13 protein-coding genes and 1 pseudogene are annotated in these 17,598 nt (G+C 44.0%); 3 read left to right on the plus strand and 11 right to left on the minus strand.

Annotation, left to right across the window (positions count from 1 at the left end; translation table 11 throughout):
• Positions 1 to 99 precede the first annotated feature (99 nt).
• The 5 genes from HFM85_RS04085 to HFM85_RS04105 all read right to left on the minus strand — a co-directional run bounded on the left by HFM85_RS04085 (position 100) and on the right by HFM85_RS04105 (position 6,619).
• Positions 100 to 885, minus strand: a complete 786-nt coding sequence (locus HFM85_RS04085) for an HD domain-containing protein (RefSeq protein ID WP_173737418.1) — start codon at positions 883 to 885, stop codon at positions 100 to 102.
• A 200-nt stretch (positions 886 to 1,085) separates the two neighbouring features.
• Complete coding sequence (locus HFM85_RS04090) at positions 1,086 to 3,734, minus strand: alpha-L-rhamnosidase (protein ID WP_173737308.1); 2,649 nt, start codon at positions 3,732 to 3,734, stop codon at positions 1,086 to 1,088.
• 103 nt (positions 3,735 to 3,837) lie between these two features.
• Entirely contained in the window at positions 3,838 to 4,836 is a 999-nt protein-coding gene (locus tag HFM85_RS04095) for an AraC family transcriptional regulator (RefSeq protein ID WP_173737309.1), read from the minus strand.
• A 190-nt stretch (positions 4,837 to 5,026) separates the two neighbouring features.
• Positions 5,027 to 5,752: an RNA polymerase sporulation sigma factor SigE gene (gene sigE / locus HFM85_RS04100; RefSeq protein ID WP_119240425.1), complete on the minus strand. Its 726-nt coding sequence runs from the start codon at positions 5,750 to 5,752 to the stop codon at positions 5,027 to 5,029.
• 15 nt (positions 5,753 to 5,767) lie between these two features.
• The gene (locus tag HFM85_RS04105; RefSeq protein WP_173737310.1) at positions 5,768 to 6,619 is read right to left on the minus strand and encodes a sigma-E processing peptidase SpoIIGA; all 852 of its coding nucleotides are present in this window, start codon (positions 6,617 to 6,619) and stop codon (positions 5,768 to 5,770) included.
• Between the two features lie 312 nt (positions 6,620 to 6,931).
• Between HFM85_RS04105 and HFM85_RS04110 the strand changes: the two genes are divergently transcribed.
• Positions 6,932 to 7,798 carry a shikimate dehydrogenase gene (locus tag HFM85_RS04110; protein WP_173737311.1) on the plus strand — a complete coding sequence of 289 codons (867 nt, stop codon included), beginning with the start codon at positions 6,932 to 6,934 and terminating at the stop codon, positions 7,796 to 7,798.
• Between the two features lie 61 nt (positions 7,799 to 7,859).
• Here HFM85_RS04110 and thrS read toward each other — a convergent pair whose 3' ends face one another.
• The 3 genes from thrS to HFM85_RS04125 form a co-directional block, all read right to left on the minus strand.
• Positions 7,860 to 9,821, minus strand: coding sequence for a threonine--tRNA ligase (thrS, locus tag HFM85_RS04115; RefSeq protein ID WP_173737312.1), 1,962 nt, complete (start codon positions 9,819 to 9,821; stop codon positions 7,860 to 7,862).
• 425 nt (positions 9,822 to 10,246) lie between these two features.
• Positions 10,247 to 10,729 carry a YdcF family protein gene (locus HFM85_RS04120; protein WP_022427352.1) on the minus strand — a complete coding sequence of 161 codons (483 nt, stop codon included), beginning with the start codon at positions 10,727 to 10,729 and terminating at the stop codon, positions 10,247 to 10,249.
• Positions 10,729 to 11,238 carry an SEC-C metal-binding domain-containing protein gene (locus HFM85_RS04125; protein ID WP_173737313.1) on the minus strand — a complete coding sequence of 170 codons (510 nt, stop codon included), beginning with the start codon at positions 11,236 to 11,238 and terminating at the stop codon, positions 10,729 to 10,731. Before HFM85_RS04125 ends, HFM85_RS04120 begins: the two co-directional genes overlap by 1 nt.
• Positions 11,239 to 11,740: 502 nt before the next feature.
• Between HFM85_RS04125 and HFM85_RS04130 the strand changes: the two are divergent.
• A pseudogene (locus tag HFM85_RS04130) lies at positions 11,741 to 12,673 on the plus strand (hypothetical protein).
• A gap of 216 nt (positions 12,674 to 12,889) precedes the next feature.
• Complete coding sequence (locus HFM85_RS04135; protein WP_110102488.1) at positions 12,890 to 13,177, plus strand: hypothetical protein; 288 nt, start codon at positions 12,890 to 12,892, stop codon at positions 13,175 to 13,177.
• A 612-nt stretch (positions 13,178 to 13,789) separates the two neighbouring features.
• On the opposite strand, the gene HFM85_RS04140 is transcribed toward HFM85_RS04135, so the two are convergent.
• From HFM85_RS04140 to purB, 3 genes are all read right to left on the minus strand, one after another.
• Positions 13,790 to 14,611 carry an HAD family hydrolase gene (locus HFM85_RS04140; RefSeq protein ID WP_173737314.1) on the minus strand — a complete coding sequence of 274 codons (822 nt, stop codon included), beginning with the start codon at positions 14,609 to 14,611 and terminating at the stop codon, positions 13,790 to 13,792.
• A gap of 134 nt (positions 14,612 to 14,745) precedes the next feature.
• The gene (locus tag HFM85_RS04145; protein WP_119240432.1) at positions 14,746 to 16,020 is read right to left on the minus strand and encodes an adenylosuccinate synthase; all 1,275 of its coding nucleotides are present in this window, start codon (positions 16,018 to 16,020) and stop codon (positions 14,746 to 14,748) included.
• A gap of 108 nt (positions 16,021 to 16,128) precedes the next feature.
• Positions 16,129 to 17,562, minus strand: coding sequence for an adenylosuccinate lyase (gene purB / locus HFM85_RS04150; protein ID WP_118624081.1), 1,434 nt, complete (start codon positions 17,560 to 17,562; stop codon positions 16,129 to 16,131).
• Positions 17,563 to 17,598: the final 36 nt, after the last annotated feature.

A 17,598-nucleotide genomic window follows, 5' to 3' on the forward strand; every position in this document is an offset into this window, starting at 1 on the left:
TTAATTGTTTGTTTTTCAAAAACAATTATTTGCGACAGCTCAGTTATAATACCACCGGGAGTTATGCTTGTCAACTATAAATTTCATTTTTTTTGTATTTTATTCTTTCACTGATACAGCCGGCATCTCCAGATATCGTTTCAGATCTTCTGTGAGTATGCGAATCCTATCCCTGGTATCCTGTTCCTGATAATGGATTCTGTCCGCGATCCTGGTGATATAATCTTCTTCCTCTATGATCTCGCAGGTTTCCGGAAAATTGATATCATAGTACTGCGCAAGATAGGAGACCCAGTAATCTACAGGCACCTGCCTGTCTGCTGAGAGCACCGATTCTCTTCTCAGACAGGATTCCCATACTTTCGGTGAGATCAGTCCTTCCCCTGCAGTCTCCTCTGATACACCAAGCATGGCCTCTATTGACGCCTCCAGCTTTACCCTGCAGTTATCCAGCTTGTCTGCATCCCGGATCAGTTTTGCATGGAAAAGTGTTCTTGTATCGTGGATTCCTTCCAGTTTGAAATCACTGTGTTTCCGGATTGCTGCATCGATCAGTTCATCAAATTTATCATCCTTCACAAAGCGCCGGATCATCTTCTCCTCCCCAAAGAGAAGATCTGCCCCGAATACTGCATGATCCATGGTTCCCGGCTCAAAACTGTGAAATCTCCGGATCTGTTCAAAACGTCCGATATCGTGGAGCAGACCGATCAGCTCTGCAAGCTCCACATCTTCCCCGGAACATTCCATTCTTTCGGCGATCTCTCCTGCATATTTCACAACACCGTAGGTATGCTCGATCTTCAGATAGATCTGTTCATCCTCTCGGTCGTATTCATCCAGATATTTTTCGAATTCCTGTTTTGCATGTGCAATGTCGATCATCCAGCCACACCCTTTCCGTATTTTTCTTTCGTTCTGCTTTTTTAACAACATTCTGTGTTTATTATATCGAAGGTCTCTGACAAATTCTACTGTATTTCCTGAAATTTTGAAAATCATAAAAACAGCTGCCCGGAATTTATCTTCTCGATAAACCAGGCAGCTGTCTTCTTTTTAACATTTTTCCTATATTATTCTATATATTATCTTACAAAATGAATCTCATAATCTCCTGATCCGGCTTCAGCCTGCATAAATCCATCTGCAGCTGTGAAGTTAAGTCCGTCTGCGGCTTTCACTTCCTTCGCACCATCCAGGCAGATGGTAGCTGTTGTATTCACAGGTACAGAAACATGAAGAACTGTCTCTTCCGGTTTTTCTTCCCAGAAGCTTCTTACCGGTCCGTATACAGAACGATACTCAGCCTTTACATAGTCCAGGTTTCCACCCATTCTCGGATAGATCACTGCATGTTTGTATCCAGGTTTCTTCTCGTCAACTTCAAGACCTGCCATTACACGAACCAGCCACTCTCCGATAGAACCGTAAGCATAGTGGTTAAAGGAGTTCATATCTGCACTCCACATGGTTCCGTCCGGTTTCAGTCCATCCCAGTGCTCCCAGACTGTAGTTGCGCCCATTTTTACCTGATACAGCCATGATGGGAAATCATCTTTAAAAAGCAGGTCATAAGCTTCTTTTACATGTCCGTTCTGGCTTAATGCGTGGCAGAAATACGGAGTTCCCACGAATCCTGTTACAAGATGATCATTCTCTTTTTTCAGAAGTCTTAAAAGTCCCTGAACTGTTTTTTCTTTGTATTTTTCCGGTACCAGTCCGAAGTACAGTGCCACGATATGGGCTGTCTGTGTCTGTGCTGTCATCTCACCGTTTTCATCAAAGAAGGTTCTCTGGAATTTATCTACAACTTTATTGTAAAGATCTGTGTACTCTTTCACGTCCTCAGTACATCCCAGAGCTTCTGCTGCTTTTACAAACAGACCTGTGGAATATGCAAAGTATGCAGTACAAGTCAGATCATTTGGTGTTGCACCAAAATAGCTGCCTTCTTCAGCATCAAGAGCTACCCAGTCACCGAACTGAAGCTTGTAGTTCCAGATATAATCTACAGAATATTCTCTCATAAAGTTGATCCAGTTCTTCATGCTATTGTACTGGATCTTCAGGATCTCTTTGTCACCGAATGTCAGATACATTGTCCATGGATTGATCACAGCTACGTCTGCCCAGGCTGCTGCAGAATGGCTGCCCTGTTCCAGAAGCCAGTTGTCTCCCTCATTACCGGAAATGATATCCGGAACAACATGGGCAACGCCTCCTTCTGCTGTCTGATCTGCCTCCACATCACGGAGCCATTTGCGGTAGAAGGAATAGGTATTCTCAAGGAAGCATGCTGTACGGCAGAAGATCTCCGCATCGCCTGTCCATCCAAGACGCTCATCTCGCTGTGGGCAGTCTGTTGGAACATCCACGAAATTGCTCTTCAGTCCCCAGAGAATGTTGTGCGCCAGCTGATTCAGATCCTGATTAGATGTCTCAAGGAATCCTGTACGCTCCATATTGGTATGGATGGCATTTGCAGTGAAATTATCAAGGGATGGCTCACCCGGGAAGGAAACGATCTTCGCATAGCGAAATCCCATAAATGTGAATGACGGACGGTACGTGATGGTTCCGTCTTCCCCGAATGTATACTGAAGAGATTCCTTTGCCCCTCTCAGGTTATCCAGATATACATTTCCTTTGGAATCCAGCACCTCAAAGCAGTCCAGCTGGATCACATCACCTTTTTTGCCTGCTGCTGTAACCTGGATCAGTGCGCTCATATTCTGTCCGAAATCGATAACTGTATCTCCTGCCGGTGTTCTGAAGATTTTTTTTGGCTTCACTTCATCCATAAGGGAAACTTTTCCGCTGCCCTGGCCTGTGAGTACAGAGAAGTCATAATCCAGTTTGCGGACCGGTTTCCACTGTCCATCTTTGCAGTCTGCTTCTGCCCAGTCTTTGATCTCTTTAGCTGCATCGTAAATCTCACCATCGTAGATCTCTGCAAATACTACAGGTGCATCTGCGCCGTTCCAGCTCTCATCTGTGACAACTGTTTCCTCTGTTCCGTCCTCATAACGGATGACCATCTGTGCAAGAAGTGCTGTATTCTCACCATAATGGTTTCTTCTTTTTGCAAGGCCGTCAAAGCCCATTTTTCCTTTATACCAGCCCGCTGCCAGAATTGCACCTGCTGCATTCTTTCCTTCTTTCAGGTAATCGGTTACTTCGTATGTCTGGAAACAAAGATGCTTGCGATAGGATGTCCAGCCTGGTGTAAGCTGATCGTTTCCTACCTTCTTTCCATTGAGATAGAAATTATAAAGTCCAAGTGCAGTTACAGATACGAATGCTTCTTTTACAGGCTTCGCTACTGTGAACTCGCCTCTTACATAAGTTCCTTTGGAATTATCCTTGTCATTCTCTTCCTCAGCAGATACGAACACAGCTTTCCACTCTTTATTGTCCATAATTCCTGTAACAAAAGATGTCTCTGCCCAGTCGGTTTCTTCCCCTGCAGCAGTTACTTTTACACGGGCAAAATATTTCTTCTGGGATTCCGGCTTCACGTTATCCGGCTGGATCTGTGCAGATGCATCGCCTTTTACCTTACCGCTCTCATATATCTTCTTATCAAAAGCCGCGTCTTCTGCAATTTCCAGCTCATAAGACTCCTGAATCACATTTCTCTTGTCACTTTCTAATGTCCAGCTGAATTCCGGAACATGTGTGATTCCAATCTGTTCTTTCTCATAATCCATACGGATTTCTGTAATTTTTAACATATTTTTCACCCTCGTTTTTCTGTGTTATGGTTATTTCCTGCAAAAATAGTAACAAAAAAAACGTTATCCTTCAATAACGCTTTTTCATCAAAATATTAACCATTTATAATGTATGTCTGTGTTCTTTCCGATACCTGGCAGGAGTGCATCCTTCCGCCTCGCGGAATTTCCGGTAAAAAAAGTTCATATTGTTGTAGCCACACAGAGGGATCAGCTCTGATAGAGGCAGTTCTGTTGTCTCAAGCAAGGTGCGGGCTTTTTTTAGCCTCTGCTCCTGAACATGTTCCACAAAACTCCGCCCTGTTTTTTCTTTAAGAAGGGCAGTAAGATAATTGCCATGCATACCGAAAGCTTTTCCCATCTGCGGAAGTGTGCAGGTCTCATAATTCTTCTCAATGTAGGCAAGAAGCTCCAGGATCTGTACTTCCCTGGAAACGGAGGCCTGCTTTCTGGTCTCATCTCTCCACACGCGGAGAAGCTCTGTAAAAAGAATAATCACATAACTTTCCATCACTTCTTCCATCCCGATGTCCCGGGTATAATATTCCGAGATGATTTCTTCCATGATCTCACGTACACGGCTGTTCCGGTGGGCTTTAAAATACAGATAATGCTGTTTTTTCCTGCTTTTTGTAACAGACTCTGCCAGAAATTCCGACACGATTCCCTGTCTTGGCATCCGACTTAAAAATGCGCTGTCAAAAAACTCCCGGCTCATCAGGATATTTACCAAAATATCGTTCTCGCCGCCTGGTTCAATGGAATGTACGGCCTGTGTATCAAAAATACACACATCTCCCTCACCGGTGACGATCTTTTTTCCCTCTATGGTCTGGCCGCAGCTCCCTGACCATAAATAACATAGTTCAATATAATCATGCTGATGAGGCAGTACCTCCACATAACGATCCTGCCTGCTCACCACGATTTTCTCCCCCGGAGCCATAAATAAGCTTTCCTCAAAAAGATAAGTCCCCTGGCCGGCTTTTGCAAAGCGGCAGGTATCCTGCCTGTGTAGTTCCTCCAGGGGGATTCCCTGCAGCACCTCTTTTTCTCTTGGTGTTGACTGCCGTAAGTAGCAGTCAAGTTCTTCTCTGTTCATTATGTATACTCCTGCAGATAATGTTCTGCTCTTTATCCTACATCGGTTTCCAAGATTATTCAAAAGAAACCTGAGCTATGCTTGACTTTCGCAGCCTGATGCAGTAGTTCACGCTCAGTAATTACAATATAACACTTTCATTTTTCACGGTAAACTGTTTTTTAGACAATTCCTCTGAAATGCCGCTCTTCTATTCATATTTCACGATTTCTTTTCGAAGACGTTTCATGATTCTTTTTTCCAGTCGGGAAATATAGGACTGGGAGATTCCAAGAAGGTCAGCTACCTCTTTCTGGGTTTTCTCCAGACCCTCTCTGTTTCCCAGACCGAAGCGGAGACGAATGATCATCTGTTCCCGTTTGGTAAGCTTGGAAATGGCTTTTCCCAGGAGGGTGATCTCCACCTCATCTTCCAGTTTCCGTGAGATCACATCATCATCCGTCCCCAGAATATCAGAAAGCAGAAGCTCATTTCCATCCCAGTCCACATTCAGTGGTTCATCAATGGAAACCTCCATCTTGGTTTTGCTGTTTCTGCGGAGATACATCAGGATCTCGTTTTCAATACATCTGGACGCGTAGGTTGCAAGCTTGATATTTTTCACAGGATTAAAAGTATTGATCGCCTTGATAAGCCCGATCGTCCCAATGGAGATCAGATCCTCCACTCCAACTCCTGTATTGTCAAATTTTTTGGCAATATATACCACAAGCCGGAGATTGTGTTCGATCAGCACAGCCTTTGCCTCTTTCTCCTGATCTGTATTTAACAGGCTGATGGCACTTGCCTCCTGTTCAGGAGGAAGCGGTGCCGGAAGGATATCATTCCCTCCGATATAAAAAACCTCTCCCGGCCTGTTGATCATAAATCTTGAAATCACCTGAAATGGATAATATTTAGCTGCTGCTCTGTTCATAGCAATGCCCCCTCCTTAATGCAATAGTCTGGAATTCAAAAGTATCCCGTACTCTTCTCCCAAAGCTGAGGGCTCAGATGTTATGGCAAGCACCGGTTTTCCCACATGCACCACCCTTCCGGGAGTCTGGATCTCAAGTTCCCCCAAAACCACAGCCAGCATAATGCCTTCTTTCCCTCCGGCTCCCCGGAAAGACAAAAAATGCGGCTGCAGCGTGGAAAGCTCCGTGCTTTTCAGATTCTGCGGTTCTTCTTTTATGTACATCAGTTTTTCTGTCAGCTCACTGGAAAGGAGCTTTTCCAGAAGCTCCGGTTTTATAATAGATACGGGCTGTTTGTTCACAGGATCCATAAGGAGGTTTCCCGTGTCAAAAAAGCCGTAGGACTGCTGTGTTCTTTCCTGATATTTCAGGATTACCGGATAAATGTTTCTTCTTCCTAACCGGATGGAATTTGCCGCGCACGTCAGCGTGTAAAGACCTCCGTAGATCCCTGCCATAAAAAGCAGAAATGTTTTTACTGTCATGGTTTTTTCTGCTTCCAGTGCCTGGTAAATACCTCCGACTACAAATGCTGTAAGGTACATTGCCAGGATGGTTTTTGCAAGAAGCCCGCCTTTTTTTAGACGAAATGCAAATGCCGCCATAAAAAAAGCGCAGCCGCCATGAATCAGTACAGCCACAGGAAGAATGATCCTGAAAGGTACATAAAGAAGCAGGCAGGATACAAAAGATCCAAATACAGCGGATATCATGCACCGAAAACGTTTTACGTCCAGATGCAGGAATTTTCCCACAAGCCTTAAAAGCATATAATCCATAAGGAAATTCGTCATAAAAACGATATCTATGTATATAGTGTGATACATAAGATTCCCCCGCTGCTATTGCCATTGATTCTCAGCTTTGGTAAGTGAGTTTATTATATGGCAGTTTCCCTGCATATTTTGTCAAAGCCTGGAAGCCAGTCCTGCAAATTTGTCGTGGGATTTCTGGGTTACTCGACATCTATAGATATTTTTTATGAATCCGCGACAGAAATGTATAAATTTCCGTACAATATCCTTATTTGTTGTTTTTCGCGCTTTATAGTGTTAAAATGTTTTCTGATAATATTTAGCAGAATCTGGTGGTTTCTGTCGAACCACATTCTTTCATAAGATACAGGAGGGAATCGAACAATGATTAATATTACCGGACATACAGGACTTACCGGCCTGCTTGGAAGCCCTGTTGCACACAGCGTATCACCTTTAATGCACAACGAGGCATTCCGCTACCTTGGTCTTGATTATGTATACCTTTGTTTTGATGTAACAGAGAAAACGCTTTCCCAGGCCGTTGAAGGACTGAAAGCCTGCGGAATCAAAGGCTTTAACCTGACCATGCCTAACAAGAACAAGATCGTGGAGCTTCTTGATGAGCTTTCACCTACTGCACAGCTGATCGGAGCTGTAAATACTGTTCGTAATGATAATGGGATATTAAAGGGATTTAATACAGATGGCTATGGTTTTACCCAGTCTGCCAGAGATGCCGGCTGTGATGTGAAAGGACGTACGATCACAGTTATGGGTGTAGGCGGTGCCGGAATGGCTATCTGCGGCCAGTCTGCCTTGGAAGGCGCAAAGAAAATCCATGTTTTTGCCCGTCCTACCAGCCGTTACTGGGAGCGTGCTGCTGCCATGGCTGAAAAAATGTCCCATATGACTGAGTGTGAGATGATTCTTCATGAGATGGATGACCATGCAGCACTGAAAGATGCTATGGAAGAGAGCAATCTTCTGATCAACGCCACTTCTGTTGGTATGGTTCCTGATGTTACTGGAACTGTGATCCCGGATAAATCTCTGTTCCACCCGGAGCTTACTGTTGCAGATGTTGTATACGAACCAAGGGAAACAAGACTTCTCCGGGAAGCCAGAGAAGCCGGCTGTCCAACATTTAACGGCATGTATATGCTGCTCCACCAGGGTGTAAAGGCGTTTCATATCTGGACTGGACTGGATATGCCGGTTGAGATCGTGCGGGAGAAGTATTTTAAATAAAAAAAGCGGTCCACATTACATACAATGCGGACCGCCTCTTATTATTTAAAATTTCCTGTAATTATTTTTTCTCTTCCTGAACCTCGATCTTACGGATCGTCTTGTTCTTAATCTCTTCTTTAATGAAGCTGATGAACTCACCCAGGTCTTTCATTCCCTCGTCTCCAAGGTAACGGCTTCTTACGGAAACCTTGCCCTCTTCTTCCTCTTTTGCACCAACGATAAGCATATACGGTACTCTCTCAAGACGTGCCTCACGAATCTTGTAGCCCATCTTCTCAGAACGTCCGTCTACAGAGCAGCGGATGCCGGCTTCTTTCATCTGAGCCTCAACCTTCTCGGCATAGCCATTGAATTTCTCGGAGATCGGGATCACACGAACCTGCTCCGGGCAAAGCCATGTCGGGAACATACCGGCATATTTCTCGATCAGCCATGCAAGTGTTCTCTCATAGCATCCCATAGATGTACGGTGGATGATGTACGGACGCTGTTTGTCACCGTTCTCATCGATGTAGTACATATCAAACTGCTCAGCAAGAAGTGCATCCCACTGAATTGTGATCATAGTATCTTCTTTTCCGTATACGTTCTTGGCGTTGATATCAACCTTCGGTCCGTAGAAAGCAGCCTCTCCCACATCCTCTGTGAACGGAATGTTCAGCTCCTCAAGCATCTGGCGGATATGGCCTTCTGTCTCTTCCCATACCTCCGGCTCACCAATGTATTTCTCTTTATTTGCAGGGTCCCATTTGGAAAGATGGTATGTTACATCTTCCTCAACACCAAGTACCTGCAAACAGTACTGAGCAAGTGCGATACAGTCTTTGAACTCTTTTACCATCTGGTCCGGTCTTACGATCAGATGTCCCTCGGAAATAGTAAACTGACGAACTCGTGTCAGGCCATGCATCTCACCGGAGTCCTCGTTACGGAACAACGTAGAGGTCTCGCCAAGACGGATTGGCAGGTCACGGTAGCTGTGCTGTTCTGCTTTGTATACATAGTACTGGAACGGGCATGTCATCGGACGAAGTGCATATACCTCTTTATCTTTCTCCTCATCGCCAAGTACGAACATACCGTCCTTGTAATGATCCCAGTGTCCGGAGATCTTGTAAAGATCGCTCTTTGCCATAAGAGGAGTTTTTGTTCTTACGTATCCACGCTTTGTCTCCTCATCCTCGATCCATCGCTGCAGTTCCTGCATCATGATAACACCGTTTGGCATGATAAGCGGAAGTCCCTGTCCGATTACATCTACAGTTGTAAAAATCTTCATCTCACGGCCAAGTTTGTTGTGGTCACGTCTCTTAGCCTCTTCCATCTGCTCCAGATGCTCTTTCAGTTCATCCTTTGTTGCATATGCTGTTCCATAGATACGTGTAAGCATTGCGTTCTTCTCGCTGCCTCTCCAGTATGCGCTGGAAGAAGAAAGAAGTTTGAACGCCTTAATGCCTTTCACGCTCATAAGGTGCGGTCCTGCGCAGAGATCTGTCCAGTCTCCCTGAGAATAGAAGGAAATCTCTTCTCCCTCCGGAAGATCCTCGATCAGCTCTACTTTGTATGGTTCATTTTTCTCCTTGAAGTATGCGATGGCATCTTCACGGGATTTTGTAAAACGCTCGATCTTTGCGCCTTTTTTGATGATCTTTTTCATCTCTTTTTCGATGGCATCAAGATCATCGCGTGAAAATGGCTCATGATCGAAATCATAATAGAATCCTGTATCAATAGATGGTCCGATGGCAACTTTTGCGTTCGGATATAAGTTCTGTACAGCCTGCGCCATTACATGGGATGCTGTATGGCGGAGAACTGCAAGACCTTTCTCATCTCTTGCTGTAAGGATGTTAAGCTCACAGTCACTGTCAAGAACTGTACGGAGATCTACAACCTCTCCGTTTACCTCTCCTGCACATGCTGCGCGTGCAAGACCTTCACTGATATCATATGCGATATCGATTACAGATTTTGCTTCTGCATATTCTTTTTTTGATCCGTCTTTTAATGTGATGATCATAATCGTTTCTCCTTTCATTTTCGGTAAATTTCTATGGTACACAGTGCAGTTTCTGTTATTATGAAGGATTTTTTTGCAATAAAAAATCCCTCACAGTACATCGTGCACTGTAAGGGACGAGTTTGTTCATTCTCGCGGTTCCACCCTGCTTGCTCTGCTTCCTTGGTCACGCCAGGATACAAAGCCTCTCAATTTAGATGATAACGGAATCACCGGACCGGATTGGGGCCACTCGGAGGTAGTTTTCGACTGTTTCCTGATAAGATATTTCCAGCACTTCACATCTCTCTCTGTAACATTTCACAGCTTACTCGTCTCGTCAACGTGTTGCTTTATTGCTTTTTCTGTGGTTTATTATAAGCTCATGATTTTTATTTGTCAACGCATGTTGGCAAAATTTTTGAGATTTCTCTTCTCGCACAGATCTACAGATTTCCCATGAGTTTGTCTTTGATAATGGCCAGAATCTCACGGGGAATGTAGATAAAAAGACGCCAGCTTCGATACCTGGAAGGTACCATGGCCACTTCCCGGAATCCACATTTTCTTGCAATGGCTGCTCCTCTCCATACATGAAAATTGTTCGTCACCACGCCTACGGAACAGTCTGTGGTTCCGATCTTTCTGCGGCTGAACTCCAAATTCTCTTTCGTACTGGTAGATTCCTCTTCCCGTATCAGTCTGTCCCCGTTTATTCCGTGACCGGTAAGGTAGCGATACATGGCCTCTGCCTCGGAAATGTTTTCTCCATCACCTTTTCCTCCGGAGAGCACTGCCTTCGTACCCGGATTTTCTTCAAGATAAAGAAGGGCCCTTCTGGCTCGTTCCAGAAGGGCAAGTGTCATCCGTGTTCCGTCCACATGGGCACCTAACACGATAATGTAATCCAGATTCTTCTTTACGCTCATTATCTTCCGCAGCAGTGTTTGTATTTCTTGCCGCTTCCGCATGGGCACGGATCGTTTCTTCCGACCTTGTGCGGTTTCACAACTGTGCCGGATTTCTTCTGCTCCATGTAGAGGGTTTTCTTTTTCTCTTCTGTGAAGATCTTGTCCCACTGAGGAAGGTTGTAAAGCCAGTCAGCCTTGGCATCTACCATGTTCTTATAGAGAGCCTCTTTATCAAATGCAAGGTTTACCTTGGTATTCTCATCCATAGTCTCGATCGGGTTCGGAACCTTCAGACTGTCATTGATTCCGTCAAGGAAACCAACCATAGTCATAACGTCCTGACCGTATTTCTCAGCAAGCTCTTTTACAGTTCCGGAAACGATCTCATCCGGGTTCTCAAGAAGCTGCTCATAAATATTCTTCTCAATGTTAAAATAATTTGCCCAGAAGCGCTGAAGCTTATTCTTATCTGCATTCTGATTATAAGCAATGGAACGCCACTGCTCAAGAATTGTCATATCGCTCATTGTCTGATCCTCTTTTCCAAAATTTTAGATAAATAAGACGGAGATTTATATTCCGCTTCGCAATTTTTATTTATTATATCATCTTTTGGCGAAGAAATCAAATACATCTGTTTCATATCAGTTTTGAAAGGTAAATTTATTTTATAGCCTACCCATTTTGTGATTTCACATATTTACACATTTCTTATAAATTTAGGAAAGTTATCCACATTGAATGATTACACGGATTCCCTCTCTAAAAAAAATGTGCATAAATTTGTGTTTTCCTCTTGGCAGGCATCACCTTCTTTGCTAAAATTAAATCAGTTTAGAACTGCTCTATGCAGCTCCACTTTTATATCTTCCCTAAATCCGTGAAGTTGATTTCTTCACAGGCTCCTTAAATCCTATAATTTCAAGCTTTTGCGATACTCTGTTGTTCAATATCATTATTCACCCAACCGGTGAAAGCAATCTATGGTAAAATAGACGTAACAAAACCTATGGATTGGAGTTTTTTACCATAAATAACAACCACCGAATCACACTGAACACTAATAAGAACATTATTGTCGAGTTTACAAATGAACGCATTATCCCAGCCAGCGGTCTGGCTATTGTGGGCGCCCTCCTTGGGAAAAGCGATTTCATCAAAAAACTCAATCGCATGGATGTGACATCCAACCGGTCTCAGCATCAGATTAAGAACGGTGATATTGTACTCACTTACCTTGGAATGCTTTGCATGGGCAAACCTTACTTTGAAGCTGTCCATGAAATGGACGATGACAAGGACTTTTACAAAGCCGCTCTTGGCATCACCCGGAGCATTCCTTCCGAATAGACACTGCGCCAGCGTATGGATGACATCGGTGTTTCACGAACCTACAAAGGGGTTGACGGCTATGCGCCTATGATGGCATATATAGGTACAGAGGGGTACGCCATCAATTTCGAACTCCGTGAAGGAAAACAGCATTGTCAGAAGGGGACGGTTAAATTTCTGCAGGAAACAATAACGCTTTGCCACAAACTGACAGATAAGCCGCTGTTGATTCGCCTTGATTCCGGCAATGACTCCATCGACAATGTTGCTGTTCTGATGGATTAAAGAGTTTACACTCCGTACCGGCTACAAGATTACGGAACGAACCATTGATAAATATGGTCAGTTCAATCTGGAAAGTTCACGACCAATGCACTGATACTCGAATTGGGGATGATCGCATATAACATTCTCCGTATGATCGGTCAGGGCACAATTGGAGGACGAGCACCTCGTCAGAAGAGGGATGTTAAACGCCGTCGTTTACGCACAGTTATCAGCAACCTGATCATGATGGCAGGCCATGTAACCATGCGTGCACGCCAGTTGATAATCGGACTTGGAAAAAGCAACATCTGGCGGCATATATTTTCTGATATCTGTCAGAAATATGCTGTCACAAACGCATAAGTAACAAAGCAATTTTATAGTAGGCTTATTTCGTGTACCTTTTTTGCCCAATGAGCGCTTGGAGTCACGACATTGGTATTGAAAATAGACAGGGAAGTATATTTTTATCATGGAACTAACTTGCCCTTGGCAGGTTGGTTCACTTAAAGGATGAACTTCACGGATTCAGGAAATTATTTATTCTTATATGTGTACATATAGCACGGAGGTGGTTTTATGAAGTATATTCAGGATAATGGGAAAATTAAATTATGTGAAACTGATAATATGGATCATCTCGTGCGGTTAACACAAGCGTTGAATGAAAATAATATTCCTTATGAAACCAGATTGAAAAAAGCAACATTTATCAATAATCTTTTTTTCTTGATTTTTTATCATACTTTTGCATCGGGAATTGATCATAAGAATGAAACAACATGTATTTATGTACTAGAAAAGGATTTTGATGCTGCCAAAAAAGCAATAGTAAACTACAGAGAGACTGTGAGAAAAAGTCTGTAAATAAGATTCTTCTATGATAATGAAGGGTGAAAAGTTCTTTCACAGAGCTTTTTGCCCTTACTCTTTATATATAACAGGTGCAAATCTGCATGTCAAGAGCAGGCGGATTTTCCGCCTGTCTTAACTGTTTCAGAGTTACTGTTCACTCCCAATGTCATTTACTTAAGAAATTTCCTTGTAAAAAAAGGAGTTTGATTGGATCACTTAAAAGAACTCTACCATCTCAGATGGTCACAGGAAACAGCATACTGGGATCTAAAATACCCACTATGTTTAAAAGCATTTCATAGCCAAAAGTATGCTTATATTGTACAGGAAGTATTTACCAGGGTACCCATAAGCTTTTGTTACCGTTAGCAGTAACTGCCCATGTCCAATATAGACCTTTTTGCATCAAATGGGAAGTAAAAATATAATTTTTTGCTTACCTTTCTTAAAGTTACCCTAAAAATAAAAACTTACCACCACATGTGTCAAAAAGATCACAAGATCTTATATATTTTCTGTATAACAGATGCCGTTCCGGGAGATACTTATCATATCCTCCCCTTTAGAATGCAGAGGGCTTCGCGATGGTGCAGGCCCTCTGCGTTTCTCTTTTCACACTGAAGGTCATTTCACACCAAGCTTCTCAAGCTCCTTCGCCGCCTGTTTCAGATTCTCAAACTGAATGGTATGAATACCGGCTTTTCCGGCTCCCTCACAGTTCACGGCACGATCATCCAGAAATACCGATTTCTCCGGTTTCAGGCTGTAACGCTTCAGAAGTGTTTTGTAAATATCCACCTCAGGCTTGATCTGCTGCACATCACAGGAAAATACCACTCCGTCCATATATTTCAGAAAAGACATATCCTGCTTTGTACGATCCAGCATATAAGTTCCGTAGTTGGAAAGGACATAGAGATGATATCCCTGATTTTTGAGATATTTCACCCAGGTTTCCGCATAATCATACAGATGCATACACTCCGGATCACGTCGTACCACCTCACGGATATCTGCTTCATATTCCGGTGCACTTTCCACAAATTTATCTACATACCAGGACTCCTCATGCTGTCCACGGTCCTGTTCCTCCCAGATCGGGTTTCGAAATACTGCATCTGCGATTTTCTGATACTTTTCTTCCGGGAAGTCATAGCTCCGAAGATACTCTTCCCAGTCATAGCCCATCAGCACATTTCCCACATCAAAAATAATATTCTCGATCATACGGTTTTCATTCTCTCTCGGTTTCTTATTTCCCCAGATCCGGTACGCCATCCAGAAAACATACGCTACGATCGGTACCAGAACTGCTGCCGCAAAAGCCCCCCGGAACAAAGCCTGGGCGTTTTCACTGCTTCCCCAGGCAAATGCCATTGGAAGGCAGAATATAAGAAGTAATATGACAACACCTGCAAGTGCCGCGATTCTTTTAAAATTTTTCATTGAGCTTCCTTTCACATGATACATCAGCTATTCTATCTGTTATTTTAACTGAATATCTCTTTGAACCAAAAGGGCGCCGGAGAAATTCTTCCCCGGCGCTTCCTGTTGTCATAATCCTGATACTGTAAAAATAATTATCTGTAAATGATGTCGCTTCTTCCTGGTCCGTTAGAGATCATTGTGATCGGGAATCCAATATGTTTTTCTACGAACTCTACATATTTTCTGCAGTTCTCCGGAAGATCCTCGTATTTCTTGATTCCGCGGATATCACATTTCCAGCCCGGAAGTTTCTCGATAACCGGTTTTGCTTTCTCAAGCTGTACAGTGGTCGGGAATTCTGTTGTTACCTCTCCATCAATCTCATAGCCTGTGCAAACCGGGATCTCATCCAGATATCCCAGAACATCCAGTACTGTAAAAGCAACGTCTGTAGCTCCCTGGAGACGGCATCCGTATTTGGATGCAACACAGTCGAACCATCCCATACGTCTCGGACGGCCTGTAGTAGCACCGAACTCACCGCCGTCACCGCCGCGTTTTCTCAGCTCATCTGCTTCCTCGCCGAAGATCTCAGAAACGAATGCACCTGCTCCAACTGCACTGGAGTAAGCTTTGCATACGGTTACGACCTTCTTGATCTCATATGGAGGCAGGCCTGCACCGATGGCACCATAAGCAGCCAGTGTGGAAGAGGATGTAACCATCGGATAGATTCCGTGATCCGGGTCTTTTAAGGTTCCAAGCTGTCCCTCAAGAAGAACCTGTTTTCCCTCTTTCAGTGCATTCCAGAGATAGAGAGATACGTCGCATACGTATGGCTCAACCATCTTCTTGTATTCCATCAGCTCATTCATGATGTCTTCCGGTTTCAGAAGAGGCTTATGATAGAGATGCTCAAGTGTTACGTTCTTGGTCTCGCAGATACGTACAACCTTCTCTTTCAGTGCTTCCTCATCAAAAAGCTCACTTACCTGGAAGCCGATCTTTGCATATTTGTCAGAATAGAACGGAGCGATTCCGGATTTTGTGGAACCGAAAGCCTTGCCGCCAAGACGCTCCTCCTCATACTGATCAAACAGAATGTGGTAAGACATTACCATCTGTGCTCTGTTGGAGATCAGGATCTTCGGTGCAGGTACTCCACGGCTTACCACTTCATTGTACTCTTTAAAAAATACAGGAATGTTCAGTGCAACACCGTTTCCGATGACACTGGTCGTATGTCCGTAAAACACACCTGACGGAAGTGTATGAAGTGCGAATTTACCGTAATCATTTACGATGGTGTGGCCCGCATTGGCTCCACCCTGAAATCTTACGATGATATCGGCTTTCTCAGCAAGCATATCTGTGATCTTGCCTTTACCTTCATCTCCCCAGTTTGCTCCTACTACTGCAGTTACCATAACACAGTTCCTCCTTGTGTCTTTCTCTATTATTCGGAATGCCACGTTATCTGTTATCATCCACAGAAAACTGACATTCTTGTCTGTGTTCTTTTTATGCTTACAGCATTATACGTTGATCTCAACCTTAACGCCAAGCAGATCTTTATGCGCATCCAGCACCGGCTGCACCACATTTGCAATGAAAGCTTCTGTCTGCTCTTTGGCACGTCCTGTATATCTGGACGGTTCCATGGCCTTCTGAAGATCCTCAAGAGTCAGGTTAAATGCCGGATCTGCTGCGATCAGCTCAAGAAGATTGTTATCTTTACCCTCTACCTTCACGTTCTTTCCTGCTTCCATGGAAAGCTCACGGATACGCTCATGAAGCTCCTGACGGTCTCCGCCTGCCTTAACTGCATCCATCATGATATTCTCAGTTGCCATAAACGGAAGCTCAGACATCAGTCTCTTCTCGATAACCTTCGGATAAACAACCAGTCCGTCTACAACATTGAGGCAGAGATCCAAGATTCCGTCAATCGCAAGGAATCCTTCCGGAACGCTGAGACGCTTGTTTGCAGAGTCATCCAGAGTTCTCTCAAACCACTGTGTTGCAGATGTGATTGCCGGGTTCAATGCATCGATCATCACATATCTGGACAGGGAAGCGATTCTCTCACTTCTCATCGGATTTCTCTTATATGCCATAGCGGAAGATCCGATCTGGGATTTCTCAAATGGCTCCTCTACTTCCTTCAGATGCTGAAGAAGACGGATATCGTTGGACATCTTATGTGCACTTGCAGCGATTCCCGCAAGGATATTCAGCACACGGGTATCAACCTTTCTGGAATAGGTCTGTCCGGAAACCGGATAGCAGGATCTGAATCCCATCTTCTCTGCGATCATCGGATCGATCTTGTCGATGGTCTCCTGATCCCCGTCAAAAAGTTCCAGGAAGCTAGCCTGTGTACCGGTTGTTCCCTTGGAGCCAAGAAGCTTCATAGTACTTAAAACATACTCAAGATCCTCCAGATCCATCAGGAATTCCTGTGTCCACAATGTTGCTCTCTTACCTACGGTTGTCGGCTGTGCCGGCTGGAAATGTGTAAATGCCAGAGTAGGCTGATCCTTATACTGTGCAGCAAACTTGGACAATTCTGCGATAACGTTCACAAGTTTCTTGCGTACAAGCTTCAGTGCTTCTGTCATAACGATAATATCAGTGTTATCTCCTACATAACAGGAGGTTGCTCCCAGATGGATGATGCCTTTTGCCTTCGGGCACTGTACACCAAATGCGTATACGTGAGACATTACATCATGGCGAACCTGACGCTCGCGCTCCTTAGCCACATCATAATTGATATCATCCGCATGAGCCTTCATCTCGTCAATCTGCTCCTGGGTAATGTTAAGGCCAAGCTCACGCTCCGTCTCAGCAAGTGCGATCCACAGTTTTCTCCATGTGCGGAATTTCATGTCCGGGGAAAAAATGTACTGCATCTCTTTGCTTGCATACCGCTCTGACAGCGGGCTTACATATCTGTCTGTATTCATTATTATCCTCCTGATTGCATACATCCGGGCCGGAAT

This window comes from Blautia schinkii, assembly GCF_013304825.1.
GTDB lineage: Bacteria > Bacillota > Clostridia > Lachnospirales > Lachnospiraceae > Blautia_A > Blautia_A schinkii_B.

What these genes read in the sequence shown, in the direction of transcription:
- HFM85_RS04085 (WP_173737418.1), bottom strand. Translation starts at nt 885, where the DNA reads ATGATCGACATTGCACATGCAAAACAGGAATTCGAAAAATATCTGGAT.
- HFM85_RS04090 (WP_173737308.1), bottom strand. Translation starts at nt 3,734, where the DNA reads ATGTTAAAAATTACAGAAATCCGTATGGATTATGAGAAAGAACAGATT.
- HFM85_RS04095 (WP_173737309.1), bottom strand. Translation starts at nt 4,836, where the DNA reads ATGAACAGAGAAGAACTTGACTGCTACTTACGGCAGTCAACACCAAGA.
- sigE (WP_119240425.1), bottom strand. Translation starts at nt 5,752, where the DNA reads ATGAACAGAGCAGCAGCTAAATATTATCCATTTCAGGTGATTTCAAGA.
- HFM85_RS04105 (WP_173737310.1), bottom strand. Translation starts at nt 6,619, where the DNA reads ATGTATCACACTATATACATAGATATCGTTTTTATGACGAATTTCCTT.
- HFM85_RS04110 (WP_173737311.1), top strand. Translation starts at nt 6,932, where the DNA reads ATGATTAATATTACCGGACATACAGGACTTACCGGCCTGCTTGGAAGC.
- thrS (WP_173737312.1), bottom strand. Translation starts at nt 9,821, where the DNA reads ATGATCATCACATTAAAAGACGGATCAAAAAAAGAATATGCAGAAGCA.
- HFM85_RS04120 (WP_022427352.1), bottom strand. Translation starts at nt 10,729, where the DNA reads ATGAGCGTAAAGAAGAATCTGGATTACATTATCGTGTTAGGTGCCCAT.
- HFM85_RS04125 (WP_173737313.1), bottom strand. Translation starts at nt 11,238, where the DNA reads ATGAGCGATATGACAATTCTTGAGCAGTGGCGTTCCATTGCTTATAAT.
- HFM85_RS04135 (WP_110102488.1), top strand. Translation starts at nt 12,890, where the DNA reads ATGAAGTATATTCAGGATAATGGGAAAATTAAATTATGTGAAACTGAT.
- HFM85_RS04140 (WP_173737314.1), bottom strand. Translation starts at nt 14,611, where the DNA reads ATGAAAAATTTTAAAAGAATCGCGGCACTTGCAGGTGTTGTCATATTA.
- HFM85_RS04145 (WP_119240432.1), bottom strand. Translation starts at nt 16,020, where the DNA reads ATGGTAACTGCAGTAGTAGGAGCAAACTGGGGAGATGAAGGTAAAGGC.
- purB (WP_118624081.1), bottom strand. Translation starts at nt 17,562, where the DNA reads ATGAATACAGACAGATATGTAAGCCCGCTGTCAGAGCGGTATGCAAGC.